We start from the raw sequence: 17,012 nt of genomic DNA on the forward strand, positions 1-17,012 counted from the left end.
TTGTGAAAGTGCTTAATCGCCTATTTGACCGCAAAAAAAGAAGTTAGTTTACACTAACTTCTCTGTACTTCCTATCAGTTATAGCATTTGTCATGATGAGATTCATTTATCATTTTTACAAATAATTATTTATTTTCGTTGTCAACTGCTTTTTGTGCGGCGACAACTACGTGATTGTCAGCATTCTAGGTCAACTTGAAGTATGCCTTAGCAGTTGCATACTACATGATAGAAAATTACCTTTTTCATACCATTGGATCTCAGTATCTGGGTTTTGTTTGAGAAGTCCTTCAACCGTCTCGTACCCACCATGAGATGAACCTACTACAATAACTTTCATATAGAAACCTCCTCTCATTTATAACTCAACCATAACTTTATAAATATCATTTTTCAAGCAGTTTCAATGCGAACGTATGGTCGTGTTATGATAAAATATTCATATCGATTACCAAGAAATCAAGCATATTTGCAGATATTATAAACTGCACTTGGTAAACTATTGGAGGGAGTACTACCTAATGTATATGTTATTAGTATTAGTTTTGGGGTTGGTCGTTTTGATTGCCACACTCATGACAAAACCAAAACGTCGCTTACGCAAAAAGTTATTCACACTCGGACTGTTATTATTGGCGATTGGAGGTTCTGGAGCCTACAAATCGTTCCAAACTAGTTCCAACAGTAATGGACAGCAACAAACTTCTGAAAACGTTAAGTCTAAATCTGAATTGGCAGGCTTAAATTACAATGGAACGCAAGAGATCCAAGTCAACAACAATCAACCTACTTTTTCACAGGCTGACCTGAATGTATCTAAAGGTGCTTGGCAAGAATTCGCCGACCTGGACAATTTGAACCGAGCCGTTCAAGCTGACGCGCTGCTCAATAAAAGCTTGATGCCGACAGCCAAAAGAGAACCGCTTTACGTTAATCCTACCGGTTGGCACAATAAAAAGATTAACGGTGGGTGGCTCTACAATCGTTCTCATTTGATTGGTTACCAACTTTCTGGACAGAACAATAATCCCAAGAACTTAATGACTGGGACGCGTTCTCTCAATGCTCCAGAAATGTTGAAACACGAAGACGATATTGCTTATTATCTGAAACAAAACCCCAATAATTACATTCGTTACCGTGTTCAACCTATCTACCGAGGAAACGAGCTATTAGCCCGTGGAGTACAGATGATGGCTGAATCTTTGGATACAAATGGGACGCTTGACAAACAAATTTATTTTAATGTATACATTTTCAATGTTGAGAAAGGCGTCAATATCAATTATGCTGATGGTACAAGCGTAGTTAATAATAATTAAGGAGTGATTCAATGAAATACAGTAATGGTGATAAAGAAGTTTTTGATCTAATCCAAAAGGAAGAAGATCGTCAAAACCGTAACATCGAACTTATTGCATCAGAGAACATTGTTTCTGACAATGTTAGAAAAGCTCAAGGTTCAGTCTTAACTAACAAGTATGCTGAAGGTTATCCTGGACATCGTTATTATGGTGGTTGCGAATATATCGACCAAATCGAACAAATTGCAATCGACCGTGCCAAGAAATTATTCAACGCTGAATACGTTAACGTTCAACCTCATTCTGGCTCACAAGCTAATGCTGCTGCCTATCAAGCAGTCTTAAAGCCTGGCGATACAGTTTTAGGTATGGATCTTAATGCTGGTGGTCACTTAACTCACGGTTCCCGTGTCAACTTCTCAGGTAAAATGTACAACTTCCATTCTTATGGAGTTAACGCCGATGGTTTGATCGACTATGACGATGTACAAAGAATCGCTGAAGAAGTTAAACCTAAATTGATTGTTGCTGGTGCTTCTGCATACAGCCGTATCATCGATTTTAAGAAGTTCCGTGAAATTGCTGACTCAGTCAATGCACTTTTGATGGTTGATATGGCTCATATTGCCGGACTAGTTGCTGTTGGTTTGCACCCTACTCCAGTTGGCGTGGCTGACATTGTTACTACAACTACTCACAAAACACTTCGTGGACCTCGTGGTGGAATGATCTTAGCTAAGGCTGAACTTGGCAAGAAATTAAATTCTGCTGTCTTCCCTGGTACACAAGGTGGACCTTTGGAACATGTAATTGCTGCTAAAGCTGTTGCATTTGGCGAAGATCTTCAACCTGAATTCAAGACTTATATGGAACAAGTTAAGAAGAATGCCGCAGCCATGGCAGAAGTTATCAACGATGCTGATGACCTTTCTGTTTTAACTGGTGGTACCGACAATCACTTGTTGAACGTAGTCTTAACAGAAACTGACTTAAACGGTATGGAAGTCCAAAACTTACTTGATTCGATCCATATCACAACTAACAAAGAAGCAATTCCTAACGACCCATTGCCACCTAAGTTCACATCTGGCCTTCGTTTAGGAACACCTGCTATTACTTCACGTGGATTTGATGAAGATGACTCACGTGAGGTTGCGCACATTATCGTTGATGCAATCAAGTATCACGATGATGCTGACAAGCTTAAAGAATTAGACGCCCGTACAAAGGCATTAACAGATAAACATCCAGTAAAATAATCACTCTTAATATTGAAAAAGCATTCAGACAATTGTCCGAATGCTTTTTTGATTTAATTTAGATTTTTATTCCGTTCATGACGTGCATATGCACCGTACAAGATCAAGGCGATAGCTCCGAATAGAACTGGTCCTAGAATTGTCCAGAATGCATCCATATATGCGTGTTCGATGATTGGTTCTAACAGTGTAAAGATAATTGCAAACAATACTACTAAGAAGACCAAAATCGAAGTTGCCCACATAAATTTCTTATTTTTAAAGAAACGATATGGCTTTTCGATATCATCATTCATGCTAAAGAATGGAAAGGCTCCAACCAAGAATAAGTATGGAACACTTGTCGCAACGTTAGCCATCAAAGTTAAGACGGCATATAAGTTTTTAGCATTACGGCCACCTAAGAAATCAACCGCTAAAATAACAACACAGACGAAAATTGCTTGCATCCACATTGCATATGCTGGCATCCCTTTGTCGTTTAACTTAGTAACTTTTTTAGGCCAGAAGTCTTTTGGAGTTCCTAAGATAAATGATTTTAGTGGCGAGTAGATCAACACGAAGAATGCTCCCATGTAAAGAACGAACATATCAAGAGCCGTAAATCGTGATAACCATGCACCTAACGTTGTAGCTGCAGCGGCACTCATTCCGATATGCGTACCGAATGTATATCCTAAATTACTCATCATGACATAAGTAATATTAGCCAAGTTAACGCCGTTCTTACCAATTACGTCATGCCAATTAGTACTGATACCCCAGAAGAAGATCGTCAATGAATACAATATGGCGATGATTCCGGCTGAGATCAAGATTCCACGTGGGAAATCTTTTTTAGGATTTTTCATACTGTCGGTAACTCCACCCATGGATTCCAAACCACCATAAGCAAAAATTGCATAAACAATAAATGACAGCATTCCGATTGGCGATGCGAATTCCGGATTTGGCGAGTTGATGAATGTGCTGATTCCGTGAACTGGTTCAGCCATATGGAATCCTGATAAAAAGATCATTGCAATACTGAGTACAAAGAAGATGACGTTTAAAATGATCATCATCGTTCCACCAAATGAAGTGAACTTAGAAATCTTATCGATTCCTCGTGAAGCTGTGAATGTAACAAAAATTATCCATAAAACAGCTAACAAACCGATAGTTTGCGTCGATGACAAACCACCTAAATGCCAACTTTGTGTGGTATCATGACCGGCAAAGAAAGTTGACATTGGGATCCAAACTTTTGAAGAAGTTGAAACTAGCCAAACTTCCCAAGAAGCTAACCAGATAAATGTTCCGGTAAAGGCTAATCGAGGTCCGATTGCCCCTTCGATCCAAGAATAAATTCCACCTTTTGCTTCGTTGTATGCTGAACCGTATTCGGCAAGCATGAATCCAACTGGCAGGAAGAAGAAAACTGCCGCAAATAAGTACCAAACAATACTAGCTAATCCCATTTGCTCGTAAGCAACGGTTGTATTAGCAAAACCATATACTGACGTAAAAATCATCATGATCAAACCAAACATCGTGATGGTTTTTTTCGTCGAATTACCTTCGTCCATTTTTCAAAAATCCCCTATTCCCTCATGTAATTATAAATTCATATCTGTCTTAAAATTGAGCGGTGAAAAGTCAGTCGAGTCTGTGATCAGCTTGGCTGTCAATTCCTTGTATGCATCTAAGGCAGTTTTTGACATCTTATAAGAAGCCGCAGTCAAAAATCGTGGTAGATCTTCGTCTTCTTGTGCTAATGCCTGGATATCGTAATCACGCAACATTTTTCTTAACGTGATATTGATCTCCTTTTGTTTTTCTTCAAACATAGCGCCAAATTGTTGATAATGACCGTCTAGTAGCACACCAGCTAGTTTATAAGTCCAATAAGCTGATTTACTATCATATGGCAAACCGCCAATTTGATACTCCTCAGGCGTATCCTCGATGCCCATATAAAATGGCACATAAACGCTTTGAGCAGAAACTCCCATTGATAGCCACTGAACGCAGGCAATCTCTGGTTTTAGATCCGGTCTGATCTGTAAGACATGCGACTCTTGCGTCTTTGCCAAACTGATTGGACGATAACGATGATTATTCTCACCCTTATTTAAAGGATCAAATTCAGTCCCCTGAAAATGAGAACTCAAATAGTTTTGCACATCGTCGACACTCAACAGACGATCAGCTTTTTTGATAAAGTCGAGGTCTTGGCTTTCAGGACTCTCATCTGTCTTACCAGAAAATTCTTGCTGTCCCCACCAGACACGTGGCGTACTGTAAATTGCATCCGACATGTCGTGAGTCCCAAAGATCTTACGGAAATTGAAGCTATTGGGATAAGGATTCAAGTTGTAGTCATTTACAAAACCTTGAATATCTTTTTTATATAAAAAGTTGTCTGGGTCGTTGAAGTCAATGTCTTGAATTGCCAACTGATTTGCGACTACCGCATAGCTGTCATCTGGTATCCGTTGTGCGACCCAATTGTGACCAGAGCCGTTTTCAAAATACCAGACCTCGTTTTGGTCAGAGAACAATACACCATTGGTTTCACTCGTTCCGTGTTTTTCAATGATCTGCCCCAATCGTTCGACACCTTGCCGAGCTGTTTTAACATAAGGCAGCACAACTGTGACCATTGCCTCTTCACCGATACCATTTTCAACCAATGGATCAACGCCTAAGACGCGTTGATTTGAATATGCACTTTCGGTCGCACTCATCGCCACGCCAAACTCATTGAAACCATCCTCTTCAAACAGACCCTCTTTATCAGTCCATTCAGGAGTAGCGGTATATTTGAATCGTTTCTTCGGCAGTTTCATCTCAAAACCATTTTCTTTAGAAACGTACTTTTGAGATTCTTCAAATTCCTCATATGGATGGACTACGAAATGTTTTGGCCAGGAAGTCTTAGCGTCCTCATTACGGCCGATCATCGTTGATCCACCAATAGAAGCTTTCTTACCGACTAATATACTGGTACAAGCCGATAATGAACCTTTATTGTATTCTAATGTCATATTATCACCTTACTTAAATTTAACTGCAGTACCATATGCAGCCACAGTTTCCATATCTTGGCTGATCGAATCGGAATCAAAACGCATCATTACTACAGCATCGGCGCCCATCTTCTCAGCATTGTCACGTAAACGGCTGATGGCAATATCACGGGCATCGCTCAATAATTCTGTGTAAGCCTTGATCTCGCCACCGATGATATTTTTAAACCCAGCACCAATATTTTTGACGACGTTTTTGGATTGTGTGGTCAATCCAAAGACTTCGCCAATAATCTCATATTCCTTTCCAGGAATGTTTTCTGTTGTTGATACTAATATTTTGTTATTATCCAAAACTTCACCTCATAAAGATATATAATTCCATTAAATAAGATACCACATAAAGTGGTGATATTATCGGAAATTAAAGCAACTTTAACTTGACACAATCCAATATTTTGAATACAATTTTTTAAGTATTCAACATTTCTGGGCAATCGCCAAACGGTAAGGCAGCGGACTCTGAATCCGCAATTTGTTGGTTCGAACCCAACTTGCCCAATAAACAAAATACATTTGATCGATTCGACCACAGGCAAAATTGCTTGTGGTCTTTTTTAATATATTTAGATCTTATTTTGAAAATATAAACAGTGTTGTTTAAATCAAAAAAACCACGTACGCAGTTGTACGTGGTCTAATTTATTAAATTGTTATTACTTTTCAGTATTTGAAGCTTGATCATATTCTTGGTCGGCTTCATTTTTTTGATCAACGTAATCATTCATGTTAACAGTGTTATTAGCTACCGTCTCATCTGTACTTGTTGCTTGAGTTGAATCTACGTTGTTATCGAAGTTTGCTTGATTATCTGTATCTGTATTGTCGAAATTACCATTTTCAACAGGTGTTGGATTACTATAACTAGTGTTGTCAACTGCTGATGAGTTGTCGTAATTATTATTGTCAACTTGATTGTTATTATATTGATTTTGGTCGTAAGCTGCGTTGTTTTGAACTTGACCATTATTGTTGTAGCTATTTTGGTCATACGCTACATTTTGATTCGCATCGTTATTGACGTATCCGTTTTGATCATAATTAACTTGGCCATTATTAGCATAGCCGTTTTGATTGTAGTTCATATTGTTGTTTGGATAATTATTTTGGTTTGGCGTATTGACGTAGTTATCACCATAATTACCATTTTGGGCAGGTGCAAAATTCATGTTAGCTTGCGCTGGCATTTGTCCACCGTTTTTACTGATCAATATTTGGTTGATTGCATCTCTTTCAACTATTGTTTTATTATCATTCAACCAATTATGAATAAAGAATACATCCACGAGTCCCCAAATTCCGGTAATAATTGGACCAACGACTCCTCCAAGGAAAAATAATGGAGCACCAATCCAGAACAGTAATGTCATTATGACCGCAGAACCTGTTTTCCCCATATAATAACGATGGCCACCCATCCAGCCGAAAAACCACCAAAGTAAATAGGCAGCAACTGCGGATTTCGCATTTCTTTCCACTGTTGAACTTACCATCATCAGTTCCTGTGCTGATAATTGACTTTTTAAATAAGCATTTTGATCCATAATATCCCCCCGAAAATAACTAAAAATAGTATACACTTTAGCAATTGATAAATAAATTTATTTTTCGCGAAATATAGTTTAATTTATCAAGAAAACGCAATCATTGATATTCATGAGTATATTACTTGAATTATTCTCAAAATCATTGCAAAATAATACTTCAAAGAAATCAACTTATTACCGAGGAGATTTTTACATGTCAAAGAAATTATTTAAAGAATTACAAGCTAGAATGCAACACGCACTCAAAGAATTGGATGGATCTGATGAAATTCCACTTGAAGATTTGTTCCCTGACGAATTCATTCGCGAACATACTAAATTCAGCACCGTTGATGACTTTTTAAATCGAGTTAACTTATCTAGAACTGATTACGTTGAAAACATCCCTGAAGATGAATTAGACAATATGATCGATCAAAATACTGACTTTAACGATTGGGAACAAATGAAATCGATTGCTGAACAAGAGTACGTAGCAAATAAACTTAAATTTGAATAGATTGCCAATTACAAACCTCACATTCATTTATGTGAGGTTTTTTTGTATGATGTTATTAACAATTTTATGTGGGGGAAATTATGTCAAAAACTTTATTATTGCTGGCAGACGGTTTTGAAGCCTATGAAGCCAGCGTATTTACTGACGTTTTGGGTTGGAATTTATTTGAAGGCGACAAATCAACTGAATTAGTCTCAGTCGGAATGCAGCCAACGCTTCGTTGTACATGGGGATATTCAGTCGTCCCCGATCAACAACTGGATAACATAGATTTAAATGATTTTGATGCCTTAGCCATCCCTGGTGGATTTGCCGAAGCAAACTTTTATGATAACGCGTTCAGTCAAACATTTGGTGATGTCATTCAATATTTTGACCAAGCAAACAAACCTATTGCCTCAATTTGTGTCGCTGCACTGGCATTAGGGCACTCGGGAATATTAAAAAATCGACCAGCTACAACCTACTCTTTTCCAGGCAACATCAGACAAGATCAATTAGCGCAAATGGGTGTAAAAGTTGATCGTTCAGCAGATACAGTTATTGATAAAAACGTGATCACTTCTTCTTCACCTGCGACTGCATTGACAGTAGCTTATTGGTTACTCGAACAACTTACCGATTCTAAAAACGTCAAAAATGTTAAACAACGTATGGGTTTTCGAAATCAAGAATCTAAATAACTTTAGTCCCAAAAAAGCTCTAGTAGTATGATATATGTAAGTAATAAATTAGGTTCAATGTTGATTGGAGAAAAATATGAATGCCACTGATAATGAGTTAGTCCATGCTTTTAAAACATACTGGGACGGACATAGCAATCCTCCAACTGGGCAATTGCAAAACTATATTTCTCAGTGGAGAATGTTCCATCTTCAAAAAGCAATTTTATTTCTAATTCTGACTGTGGCCTTGATTTGGGTCAGTTGGTTCATCTGGAAAAAATATTTTATTCGACGTAAGCCATTATCATCTAAGGGAAAAGCCTTCAGTATCCTAGAAATATTTACTAGTTTAGGAGCATTTCTGACCTGGATTATTGTGGTAGCAAATATTCAGGGCTTAATTAATCCCTATTCTTCTCTGATGACTAAGATCATCCCTGCAGCCGATTCAGCGACGAAATCAATTTTTAAAACGATGAAACCACAAATTCATACTGGAGATATGAATGGTAAAACTGCTTATCTATTGCATGATTTCACCACTTACCATTTGGATATTGCGATTCTAGGTTTGATCACCCTATTCATCTTGTTATGGATCGTAATTTACCTATTCAGATTTGTTCGTAACAACACGCTGCCAACGCTGCAGCAAATCGTAACATTGACGATGTTAGCGATTTTTACACTATTACTGTTAACCGACTTACTGATAACAATTGCAAACTTTGGGACATTTTTTGAACCAGACTACGCATTGATCGATGCTCTGTCTGGTAATTTCTAATCAAATAAAGAAGCTCAAGACCAATTAAGGTCTTGAGCTTTTGTCATTTTATAACATGTCCAAAGCTTGCCCGATGCGACAAAGTCTGGTTATTAATACATATTTTCAGCTTGTAGTTCAGCAAGCACGATTTTTTGTTTAACGTCAATTTCTTTGGGAGCGGGGGCAAAAATTTGTTTAATCATTTGGATTAGTTTCATGATCTCATATCCTTTCACATTGGGTATTTGCAAACCATAAACAACTATCTGGGAACAATTAAATAATAACTTTTTACGATAACAATTATTCGTCATATTACAAAAATTATATTTACAATTGATGCACTTTCAATAGTTAGAAGTTAATTATACATCATGAATATGGTCGTTTTCAAAGCCTTTTTCATGACAATTTGGTATCAATATAGTGACTATTTTGACCAAATACAAACGCTTTCGTACAATGATTACAACTACTACTTAAGGAGATTAAGATGGCCTACAAATTAATTGCATTGGATATGGATGACACTTTATTAACCAGTCAAAAGTCTGTTTCTGAAAAAAATAAATTGATGATTCAACGTGCTCTAGAAAAAGGTATCAAAGTCGTTCTCTGTTCAGGACGTACTCACAATGCCGTAATCAATTACGCTAAAGAACTTGGAATTAATGGTTCTGATCAATACATGATCACTAACGGCGGTGCGATGATCGAGAATATGGATGAGAAAATCATGTACCAAAATACCCTTCCCAATAGTTTCTATCGCCGTTTCGTCAGCTTTGTTAAAGAAAATAACCTTCATTATAATGTCGTGGATACTCAAGCCAAGACTTACACTAGTGCTGAAACTTGGTTCGATAAATACACCATCACCCAAGCATTTGAAAATGACGGTGGCTTATACGTTCGTGAGCCTGATGACCTTCCTGATGATTTTGAGATCGTCAAAGCAATTATCAACGGAAACGAACAAGAATTAGATGAGATCTCGCCGCTTGTTCATCAAACTTTCGATAAAGACTATTTTGTCGTCCGGACTGGCGTTGGCTTTCTTGAGATTTTTCCAAAAGATGTCAATAAAGGTGAAGCAGTTAAACATCTGGCAAAAATTTTAGATATCGACTTGTCCGAAGTGATTGCGATGGGCGATCGAGATAATGATATCCCAATGATTTCGATCGTGGGGCTTGGAGTTGCCATGGAAAACGCTCAACCAGAAGTTAAGAAAGTGGCCGATTACATTACGACTGACAATAATCATGATGGCGTTGGTAATGCCATTGAAAAATTTGCTCTATAGAAAAAGCTCTCGAATGCTGAATTACTAGCAAACGAGAGCTTTTTACATTTGTTTGATCATGCTATGGGATAACGTGAACGAATTTATTACCGTAACTAATGCAGTCACGACCACAACGATTGAAAAATCTTGAGAAACAACGCTGATAATCAAACCGATGACAGTCGCTATGGGAAAAATCAGTTTAACATGCAAAAGTTTATGCATATCTTCTAAATCGTAATAGTCAGCTAAAAATAATCCTAAATAAAATAAGATAATTCCGGTATATAACAAACTAATTGAAAAAAGCTGATTGATCTCTTCTTCGTGGATAAAGGATAACGAAACTGTAATCAAACTGATCCCAAATAAAATCGGGTAATGCAGATAAATCAGCCGGTTTCCAGTTTCGTGAGTTTTATTCTCATCTATGAAATGATCAAATTGAGTGATATAAGTCATGAACAAGGCACAGACAATCACAAATATCAAAATGGATAAGTAATTAAATTCTCGAAGGTCAAAGTATGGTGCAATATCAACGATAGTTTCACCGAACAAAATAATGATTAAAGCAGTTAATCGTTCCAATAAATGTGGAAAATTGATAGCACGTGGTTTCATCACTGGAGTGAATATTCCAGGAAGGACCCAACTGGCAAATACGCCAATCAGCGCTACGGTAATCCCAATTTTCAGCGGTAAAAAAGCACCAACGAACAAAAAGATAGCTCTGATGCCAACAATGATCATGAACAAACGAGCAATTTGCTTATCTGCCGGCTGTTCTGCGTTTACATAAACCATTAAATATTGCAGGACTAAAGTCAAAGTCAGTAACGATGCCGCAATGGCAAACGGTTTAAACCAGTCACTTAACGGACCAACAAAATTATTCGACATAAACAATAAAATTGCCATATCGACCATAAAAAACAAAATATTTGGGATCGAATTTTTACCATATCGATTAGTAAAGACTGTTTCGATCATCCAAGTGTTAATGAAGATGATCATAACGACTGTGAAGATGGTAAATTGCTGCCAAAACGTCGAATTGTCCGGTATATGATGAATCAACCCAGTTGTTTGAGAAATCGCATAGACAAAGACTAAATCGTAAAACAGTTCTGTCAGTTCAACCTTTTTCGGTAAAATTTTCAACTGACATCCCCCCTGTCAATTTATTATTTATAGTATAAATCAAAAAAATCATCACAACCATAAGGTCGCGATGATAGTAGTTAATTTTGATAATAGCTGCGTTTTTCTTGTTCCCAATATTGTTGATCTTGTTCAGTGATTTTTCTGATCACCCGACAAGGATTGCCAGCAGCGACAACATTGTCAGGAATGTCCTTAGTTACCACTGAACCGGAGCCAATTACAGTATTATTGCCAATCGTTACGCCAGGATTAACCACGGCATTGCCACCGATCCAAACATTGTTTCCTATACTAATAGGTTTACCAAACTCTAGTTGTTCATTTCTGATGTCGGATACGATCGGATGACCGGCAGTATACAAACTGACCCGAGGTCCGAACATACAATTGTCGCCAATCTTAATGGGTGCAACATCAATAAAAATATTATCGTAGTTGGCGTAAAAATTTTTCCCGATAGTCGTATTTATTCCATAATCAGTTCGAAATGGTGGCTCGATGTAACTTGGCGAACCAATTTTGTTGAAGAGGTCAAACAATATACCTTGTCGCAAACTAGCATCATCCTCAGTTGTTGCATTGTATTGACGAGTCAACTTCTTAGCATGACGAGTCTCCTTATCTAATTGACTGTCAGAAGCCTTATACAATTTACCAGCTAACATTTTTTCTTTATCAGGACTCATGGCTTTCCCTCCTATAAAAAAAATCGATCCTAATAAAAACAGAATCGATTCTCGTATTTTTGTATATAAATTACTGTTTCCCTAAAATTCTAAAAATAAATGAAATCAAGACGTAAGCACATGCGAAGCCGATGACAAATAATGAAACGAAGCTTAACAACCAAGTTCCTGAAATAGCCGCATAAATTAAGATTTGGCTATTGGCAATCAAAAAAATCATTGCAACCGTAATGCTTAGAAGGATTTTAACGATATTATTGTTAATAAAATTCTGGATTTCCTTTCGAATATCAAAGCATTTTGCATTCAATGACGACACCCCTTATCTATTACTCACTTTGTTATAAGTAGTGTAGCACTCTTTTTGATATAAGATTATTGATATTTATCAATTTCTCAATTATATTTTCAACAAAAAAATCGATGCTCAGCATCGATTTTTATTTGATCGTTTCTAAGAAATTTTCCTTTAAAAATTGTGACTCTCCGTAACCACTGTCCAAGAAAATGTAATGTTTCTGATCGTAGTCAAAACTGATCCGACTGCCGAAATCTTGATTCTCAGTTAAGTGTTCAACTTCACTGATTGGAATCTTGACACGAACAGTCCGTCTTAACCCTGTCATAAATGACAATGTCAGAATCCCATCAATAAATTCAAAAGCAGCGTATCCGTTAAAAGTCTTGTTATTTTCATCAATTATTTGTATGTATGCGAACATATCAATCACTATCCTTTGTCCTTTTTTCTTTACAAATTCAGTGTATGGTATGAAACGCGTTTTATAGCAAGGGTTTTATACAAAAAAATTAATATCTTTTACCTACTAGTTTTCGATCGAGGATTTGAATAGCCTCGTGATAATCGGAATACGAATTGATATCGAGAAAATAGTCTGTCCCAGTTATCATTGCTGATAATTGGCTCTTATCTTCGTTATGCAGGATTATTACTGGCTTCTTGATCATTTCAGCATATGCTAATTCGTAGCCCACACCTAAGCTTGGAACTGTCGTGTCAGCTATTACTAAATCTGCTTCCTCCAACCAAGCAATGTCACGATCACGTATCTCTTTGTCGCTGAGGTCGATTTCACCTTGATCATCTAGTTGAGTATCTCCAACGTGTTCAGTTAATACTTGATTATCTTTTTTTAAATACTTAACGATCTTCTTGTAGGTTTTGGATTCATCTCTTCCACCTCTGATCGAGGCTGCAAAATATATCTTCAAATGTCCTTACCTCTTTTCCTGTTACATTATACAAATAAAAACATCTCACAGAAGTATCTGCGAGATGTTTTTTTTAAAAGATCGCAATTACGAAAAGGATCAATGTCCAAATACTAATATTGATCTTAGCTTGACGACTAACTTCAAGTGAAGTCCAGTTAAGCCAACCTAATAAACCGTAAGTAATAACTCCAATTAAAACATTAGCTAAAGTGTTAGTTGAGGCTGAAGTTGAAATCATGACGATCGTTTGTAAAATTGCTCCGATAGTCAAGGTTGCGGCTAGGTTAACAATTAATACTTCTTTATACTCGACATCCTCTTTACGCAATATCAATTGGTAAATGTAATAAATGATAGCTAAGAATATAGCTGCTGCGATTAAAGCGATTGCTACCACAGCGTATTTATTGAACTTTTCAAATTGCGTTGACAACATAAAGTTGCAATAAACTGAAGTGAATTCAGTGATCAAAGCAATTAAGATCACACCGATGAGTGAGCTTCTTTTAACTTTATATAAAATTCCCATAATTGGTTACTCCTCTTTTAATAATCCGACTAGTGATTCCTTGGCAGCTTTGTTTGATGGAATAAATCCAAACAACAAACCAACTGCACTTGAGACCAACAGTGAAATTAATATTGAATAGATTGTGATCACAGCCTTGAACGGCAAGAACGAGTTGATCACAAGAACTACTAAGTAACCGATGATGATCCCCAAGATTCCACCAATTACACATAAAACAATACTCTCAGTTAAAAATTGATTCCGAATATTGGCACCCGTTGCACCAAAGGCACGTCTGATACCAATTTCGTTACGACGCTCTGAAACCGTAATATACATAACATTCATAACACCAATTCCGGCAATCAACAATGAGATGCCAGCAACTAATGCCACGAAGTAAGTAACGTTGTTCAAGACCTTTTGGAAGGACTTCATATCTTTGGTTGGATCAACGATCCCGTACTTACCTTCGTTCTTGTATTCACCATTTGCTTTGATTTTCTTCAAAGCAGCCTTGCCAACTGTCTTTTTATTCTTACCGTTTTCGATTGTCAATTTAGCTAGAGTTTTAGCATTCTTGGCATTAAAGATACGATTATATGTACCCTTTGACAAATAGACGTTAGGAGAATATTCATCAGCACTGAATGTACCTTTAACAACAAACATGTTATCGCCAATTTGGACTGGTTTATTCATTGCCGATTCAGAATTAAATAGCTTCTTTTTCATGCTATTTGATATCAAAATGTCAGATGAATTCTTGTCGCTGTTCAAAAGCTGTTTATTGCTTTTAGATACATCAGCAGATTTCTTGATAGCGGCAATTTCAGTTGAAGCACTATTCTGACGATAACTTAACTTACTAGTTACTGAATTATCGTAGCTACTCAAATTAACGCTATTAACGCCAGGAACATCTTCAAGGACTGCCACGTCCCCTTGTGTAAATCCATCTGTACTGTTCATATCAGAAGACTTACTTGAATATGACAAGGTAACTTTATTCGATGCATTGTCCCTGCCTAAACTCTTGGTTACCGACTGAGTGAATCCATCACCAACAGCCAAGATACTAATAACACTAGCGATACCAATGATGATACCTAGCATCGTTAGTAAATTTCTATTTTTATTTTTTAAGATTGAACGTAATGCAATAGTCAAGTTTTCCATTAGCTACGCACCACACTTTTCTCATCATTATACAAACGGCCATCACGAATATAGACGGTTCTCATTGCAAAATCAGCAACTTCTTTATCGTGAGTAACCATAATGATCGTAGTATCAAAGGTTTCGTTTAGATGCGTGAAGATATTCATGATCTCTAAACTAGTCTTTGAATCTAAGGCACCAGTTGGCTCATCGGCGATGATGATGTCCGGATTGTTGACGATAGCACGAGCAATCGCTACACGTTGTTGTTGTCCACCAGATAATTCTTTTGGCAAACTGTTTTCTTTTCCGGATAGTCCAACTTGTTCAATCACTTCATTAATCACGCTCTTACGATCTGTGATCGTTTTAGTTTTACTATATATCAATGGAATTTCAATATTTTCGTAAACTGTGTATGAATTCAAAAGTTTGAAGTTTTGAAAAACAAAGCCGATCTCATCGCCACGTACAGCTGACAATGTAGCATCGTCGCTATGTTTATAGTTTTCGTTTGATAGGAAGTAATCACCTGTGTAATCATTGTCCAAAAGTCCCAAGATATTGATCAGAGTCGACTTACCTGACCCAGATGGTCCCATGACTGCAAGAAATTCTCCATCAGCCACTTCGAGATTAATATCAGTTAGAGCTTTGAAATTATTACTGTAGGTTTTTCCAACATTCTTAATCCTCAGCATTAACTATTCACCCCACTCCTAATCCAAGACGAGTTTCTGTCCAGCTTTAAGACCGGAATGTGTATAGTAGAAGTCTCCACTCTTGTTAAGGTCGAGATAAACCTTCTTCTTTTGACCATCTTTGAGAACGTAGACGTAGTCGTCATCATGAACAGCATTAGCAGGAATCTTGTAACCCTTTGACTTAGCCTTGATTTGAACGTGCATACCAAAGGTCAAGTTTTGATCAGCAGTGATTTGGAAATGATAGTAAGAAACTGATGATGAAGAATTGTAAGGTGCTTTGTCAATTTCAGTGATCGTACCGTACATCTTGGTACCGTTGTTCTTGTAAACAATGACATCTTGATTATTCTTGATATTGCTTAATTCAAATTCATTTACATTTCCCAAAATAACTGGTTTGCCATAAACAGCAAATGATCCAGAAGCATCTTTGATCAAGGTACCGGCAATTGGAGATGTGACGGTTCTATTAGCTTCTTCGTTCAATTCAGCTAATTTACTTTGATCGCTAGTGATTTGAGAATTATTTTGAGCGATTTGCATACTATTATCTACAGATGTAGTAGGTGTAGATGCAAGACTATCAGTTGAATCTGTTGAAGTGCTTGCTGCAGCAGTAGCTGATGATTGTTGTGCTTGCAATGTAGAATTCATCGATTGCAATTGTTGAATCTCAGCATTAACAGAACTGATCTGTGCTGTCATATCCTTACTAAATGTAAAAATAGTTTGACCCTTAGTAACTTTTTCACCATTTTTCATTGGTTGCGAAGTTAAAGTTTCTTTGTCTAATGGTTTGGCGCTAACAGATTGTTTATCTTCCGGTGCGACAACACCACTGTAGTATGTTTCTTCACGGGCTTGTACTGTATAAGTTTGGTATTCTTCTTTACCGTTCTTACCGTTAAAGGTAGCAACGACAACAACTGCCAAAACGAGAAATAGCGCACAAACGCCCCAAATTGCGTAATCAATTTTTTTACTCATAATTTTCCCCATATCTAAAATCTTCAGAATATAAATCCATTATATATGTAATTGGTAATAATGTACCAGCGATTTAGGATAACTGTCCAAAGTTTCAAAGAAATTTAAAATATTTTTATTTAATTTTTTGAATTTCTTAAATCTAACTCATATTT

At 36.9% G+C, this 17,012-nt stretch carries 18 protein-coding genes and 1 tRNA gene; 7 read left to right on the forward strand and 12 right to left on the reverse strand.

The features are described from left to right. Positions 1–521: 521 nt before the first annotated feature. A complete protein-coding gene (locus tag LKF16_RS03220; RefSeq protein WP_291468583.1) occupies positions 522–1,322 on the forward strand; it encodes a DNA/RNA non-specific endonuclease in 801 nt (266 codons plus the stop codon). An 11-nt stretch (positions 1,323–1,333) separates the two neighbouring features. Continuing rightward, positions 1,334–2,563 carry a serine hydroxymethyltransferase gene (gene glyA, locus LKF16_RS03225; protein WP_291468584.1) on the forward strand — a complete coding sequence of 410 codons (1,230 nt, stop codon included), beginning with the start codon at positions 1,334–1,336 and terminating at the stop codon, positions 2,561–2,563. A 53-nt stretch (positions 2,564–2,616) separates the two neighbouring features. On the opposite strand, the gene yjeM is transcribed toward glyA, so the two are convergent. From yjeM to LKF16_RS03240, 3 genes are read right to left on the reverse strand one after another with little or no spacing between them, the layout of a single operon-like run. Beyond that, the gene (yjeM, locus tag LKF16_RS03230) at positions 2,617–4,131 is read right to left on the reverse strand and encodes a glutamate/gamma-aminobutyrate family transporter YjeM (RefSeq protein ID WP_291468585.1); all 1,515 of its coding nucleotides are present in this window, start codon (positions 4,129–4,131) and stop codon (positions 2,617–2,619) included. Positions 4,132–4,161: 30 nt separating this feature from the next. Then, entirely contained in the window at positions 4,162–5,592 is a 1,431-nt protein-coding gene (locus LKF16_RS03235; RefSeq protein ID WP_291468586.1) for a C69 family dipeptidase, read from the reverse strand. A 9-nt stretch (positions 5,593–5,601) separates the two neighbouring features. Then, positions 5,602–5,928 carry a heavy metal-binding domain-containing protein gene (locus LKF16_RS03240; RefSeq protein WP_291468587.1) on the reverse strand — a complete coding sequence of 109 codons (327 nt, stop codon included), beginning with the start codon at positions 5,926–5,928 and terminating at the stop codon, positions 5,602–5,604. Between the two features lie 136 nt (positions 5,929–6,064). Between LKF16_RS03240 and LKF16_RS03245 the strand changes: the two genes are divergently transcribed. Continuing rightward, positions 6,065–6,136, forward strand: a tRNA-Gln gene (locus LKF16_RS03245). Positions 6,137–6,290: 154 nt separating this feature from the next. Here LKF16_RS03245 and LKF16_RS03250 read toward each other — a convergent pair. After that, entirely contained in the window at positions 6,291–7,178 is an 888-nt protein-coding gene (locus LKF16_RS03250; protein ID WP_291468589.1) for a TM2 domain-containing protein, read from the reverse strand. A 196-nt stretch (positions 7,179–7,374) separates the two neighbouring features. Here LKF16_RS03250 and LKF16_RS03255 point away from each other — a divergent pair, with 196 nt between their 5' ends. From LKF16_RS03255 to LKF16_RS03270, 4 genes are all read left to right on the forward strand, one after another. Beyond that, entirely contained in the window at positions 7,375–7,680 is a 306-nt protein-coding gene (locus LKF16_RS03255) for a hypothetical protein (protein WP_291468591.1), read from the forward strand. Positions 7,681–7,760: 80 nt separating this feature from the next. Beyond that, entirely contained in the window at positions 7,761–8,363 is a 603-nt protein-coding gene (locus tag LKF16_RS03260) for a DJ-1/PfpI family protein (RefSeq protein ID WP_291468593.1), read from the forward strand. 76 nt (positions 8,364–8,439) lie between these two features. Next, positions 8,440–9,132, forward strand: a complete 693-nt coding sequence (locus LKF16_RS03265; protein ID WP_291468595.1) for a hypothetical protein — start codon at positions 8,440–8,442, stop codon at positions 9,130–9,132. Between the two features lie 475 nt (positions 9,133–9,607). After that, positions 9,608–10,420, forward strand: coding sequence for a Cof-type HAD-IIB family hydrolase (locus tag LKF16_RS03270; protein WP_291468597.1), 813 nt, complete (start codon positions 9,608–9,610; stop codon positions 10,418–10,420). Between the two features lie 42 nt (positions 10,421–10,462). Here LKF16_RS03270 and LKF16_RS03275 read toward each other — a convergent pair whose 3' ends face one another. The 8 genes from LKF16_RS03275 to LKF16_RS03310 form a co-directional block, all read right to left on the reverse strand. Continuing rightward, complete coding sequence (locus tag LKF16_RS03275) at positions 10,463–11,566, reverse strand: low temperature requirement protein A (protein ID WP_291468599.1); 1,104 nt, start codon at positions 11,564–11,566, stop codon at positions 10,463–10,465. Between the two features lie 80 nt (positions 11,567–11,646). Beyond that, positions 11,647–12,255: a sugar O-acetyltransferase gene (locus tag LKF16_RS03280; protein ID WP_291468601.1), complete on the reverse strand. Its 609-nt coding sequence runs from the start codon at positions 12,253–12,255 to the stop codon at positions 11,647–11,649. Positions 12,256–12,695: 440 nt separating this feature from the next. Then, positions 12,696–12,977, reverse strand: a complete 282-nt coding sequence (locus LKF16_RS03285; RefSeq protein ID WP_291468603.1) for a hypothetical protein — start codon at positions 12,975–12,977, stop codon at positions 12,696–12,698. An 88-nt stretch (positions 12,978–13,065) separates the two neighbouring features. Next, entirely contained in the window at positions 13,066–13,488 is a 423-nt protein-coding gene (locus tag LKF16_RS03290; RefSeq protein ID WP_291468605.1) for a nucleoside 2-deoxyribosyltransferase, read from the reverse strand. A 73-nt stretch (positions 13,489–13,561) separates the two neighbouring features. Further along, on the reverse strand, positions 13,562–14,020 hold the full coding sequence (locus tag LKF16_RS03295) for a hypothetical protein (RefSeq protein WP_291468607.1): 459 nt from the start codon (positions 14,018–14,020) through the stop codon (positions 13,562–13,564). Between the two features lie 6 nt (positions 14,021–14,026). Then, positions 14,027–15,181, reverse strand: a complete 1,155-nt coding sequence (locus LKF16_RS03300; protein ID WP_291468609.1) for an ABC transporter permease — start codon at positions 15,179–15,181, stop codon at positions 14,027–14,029. Next, complete coding sequence (locus LKF16_RS03305) at positions 15,181–15,864, reverse strand: ABC transporter ATP-binding protein (protein WP_291468610.1); 684 nt, start codon at positions 15,862–15,864, stop codon at positions 15,181–15,183. Before LKF16_RS03305 ends, LKF16_RS03300 begins: the two co-directional genes overlap by 1 nt. 18 nt (positions 15,865–15,882) lie before the next feature. Beyond that, positions 15,883–16,857 (reverse strand): hypothetical protein, encoded by a 975-nt coding sequence (locus tag LKF16_RS03310; protein WP_291468611.1) that lies wholly within the window; start codon positions 16,855–16,857, stop codon positions 15,883–15,885. Positions 16,858–17,012: the final 155 nt, after the last annotated feature.

It is taken from the genome of Companilactobacillus sp., from assembly GCF_022484265.1.
Taxonomy (GTDB): Bacteria; Bacillota; Bacilli; order Lactobacillales; family Lactobacillaceae; genus Companilactobacillus.

Excerpts from the sequence above, each read along its gene's own strand:
- LKF16_RS03220 (WP_291468583.1), top strand. The coding sequence starts at position 522 with ATGTATATGTTATTAGTATTAGTTTTGGGGTTGGTCGTTTTGATTGCC.
- glyA (WP_291468584.1), top strand. The coding sequence starts at position 1,334 with ATGAAATACAGTAATGGTGATAAAGAAGTTTTTGATCTAATCCAAAAG.
- yjeM (WP_291468585.1), bottom strand. The coding sequence starts at position 4,131 with ATGGACGAAGGTAATTCGACGAAAAAAACCATCACGATGTTTGGTTTG.
- LKF16_RS03235 (WP_291468586.1), bottom strand. The coding sequence starts at position 5,592 with ATGACATTAGAATACAATAAAGGTTCATTATCGGCTTGTACCAGTATA.
- LKF16_RS03250 (WP_291468589.1), bottom strand. The coding sequence starts at position 7,178 with ATGGATCAAAATGCTTATTTAAAAAGTCAATTATCAGCACAGGAACTG.
- LKF16_RS03255 (WP_291468591.1), top strand. The coding sequence starts at position 7,375 with ATGTCAAAGAAATTATTTAAAGAATTACAAGCTAGAATGCAACACGCA.
- LKF16_RS03260 (WP_291468593.1), top strand. The coding sequence starts at position 7,761 with ATGTCAAAAACTTTATTATTGCTGGCAGACGGTTTTGAAGCCTATGAA.
- LKF16_RS03265 (WP_291468595.1), top strand. The coding sequence starts at position 8,440 with ATGAATGCCACTGATAATGAGTTAGTCCATGCTTTTAAAACATACTGG.
- LKF16_RS03270 (WP_291468597.1), top strand. The coding sequence starts at position 9,608 with ATGGCCTACAAATTAATTGCATTGGATATGGATGACACTTTATTAACC.
- LKF16_RS03280 (WP_291468601.1), bottom strand. The coding sequence starts at position 12,255 with ATGAGTCCTGATAAAGAAAAAATGTTAGCTGGTAAATTGTATAAGGCT.
- LKF16_RS03285 (WP_291468603.1), bottom strand. The coding sequence starts at position 12,977 with ATGTTCGCATACATACAAATAATTGATGAAAATAACAAGACTTTTAAC.
- LKF16_RS03295 (WP_291468607.1), bottom strand. The coding sequence starts at position 14,020 with ATGGGAATTTTATATAAAGTTAAAAGAAGCTCACTCATCGGTGTGATC.
- LKF16_RS03300 (WP_291468609.1), bottom strand. The coding sequence starts at position 15,181 with ATGGAAAACTTGACTATTGCATTACGTTCAATCTTAAAAAATAAAAAT.
- LKF16_RS03305 (WP_291468610.1), bottom strand. The coding sequence starts at position 15,864 with ATGCTGAGGATTAAGAATGTTGGAAAAACCTACAGTAATAATTTCAAA.
- LKF16_RS03310 (WP_291468611.1), bottom strand. The coding sequence starts at position 16,857 with ATGAGTAAAAAAATTGATTACGCAATTTGGGGCGTTTGTGCGCTATTT.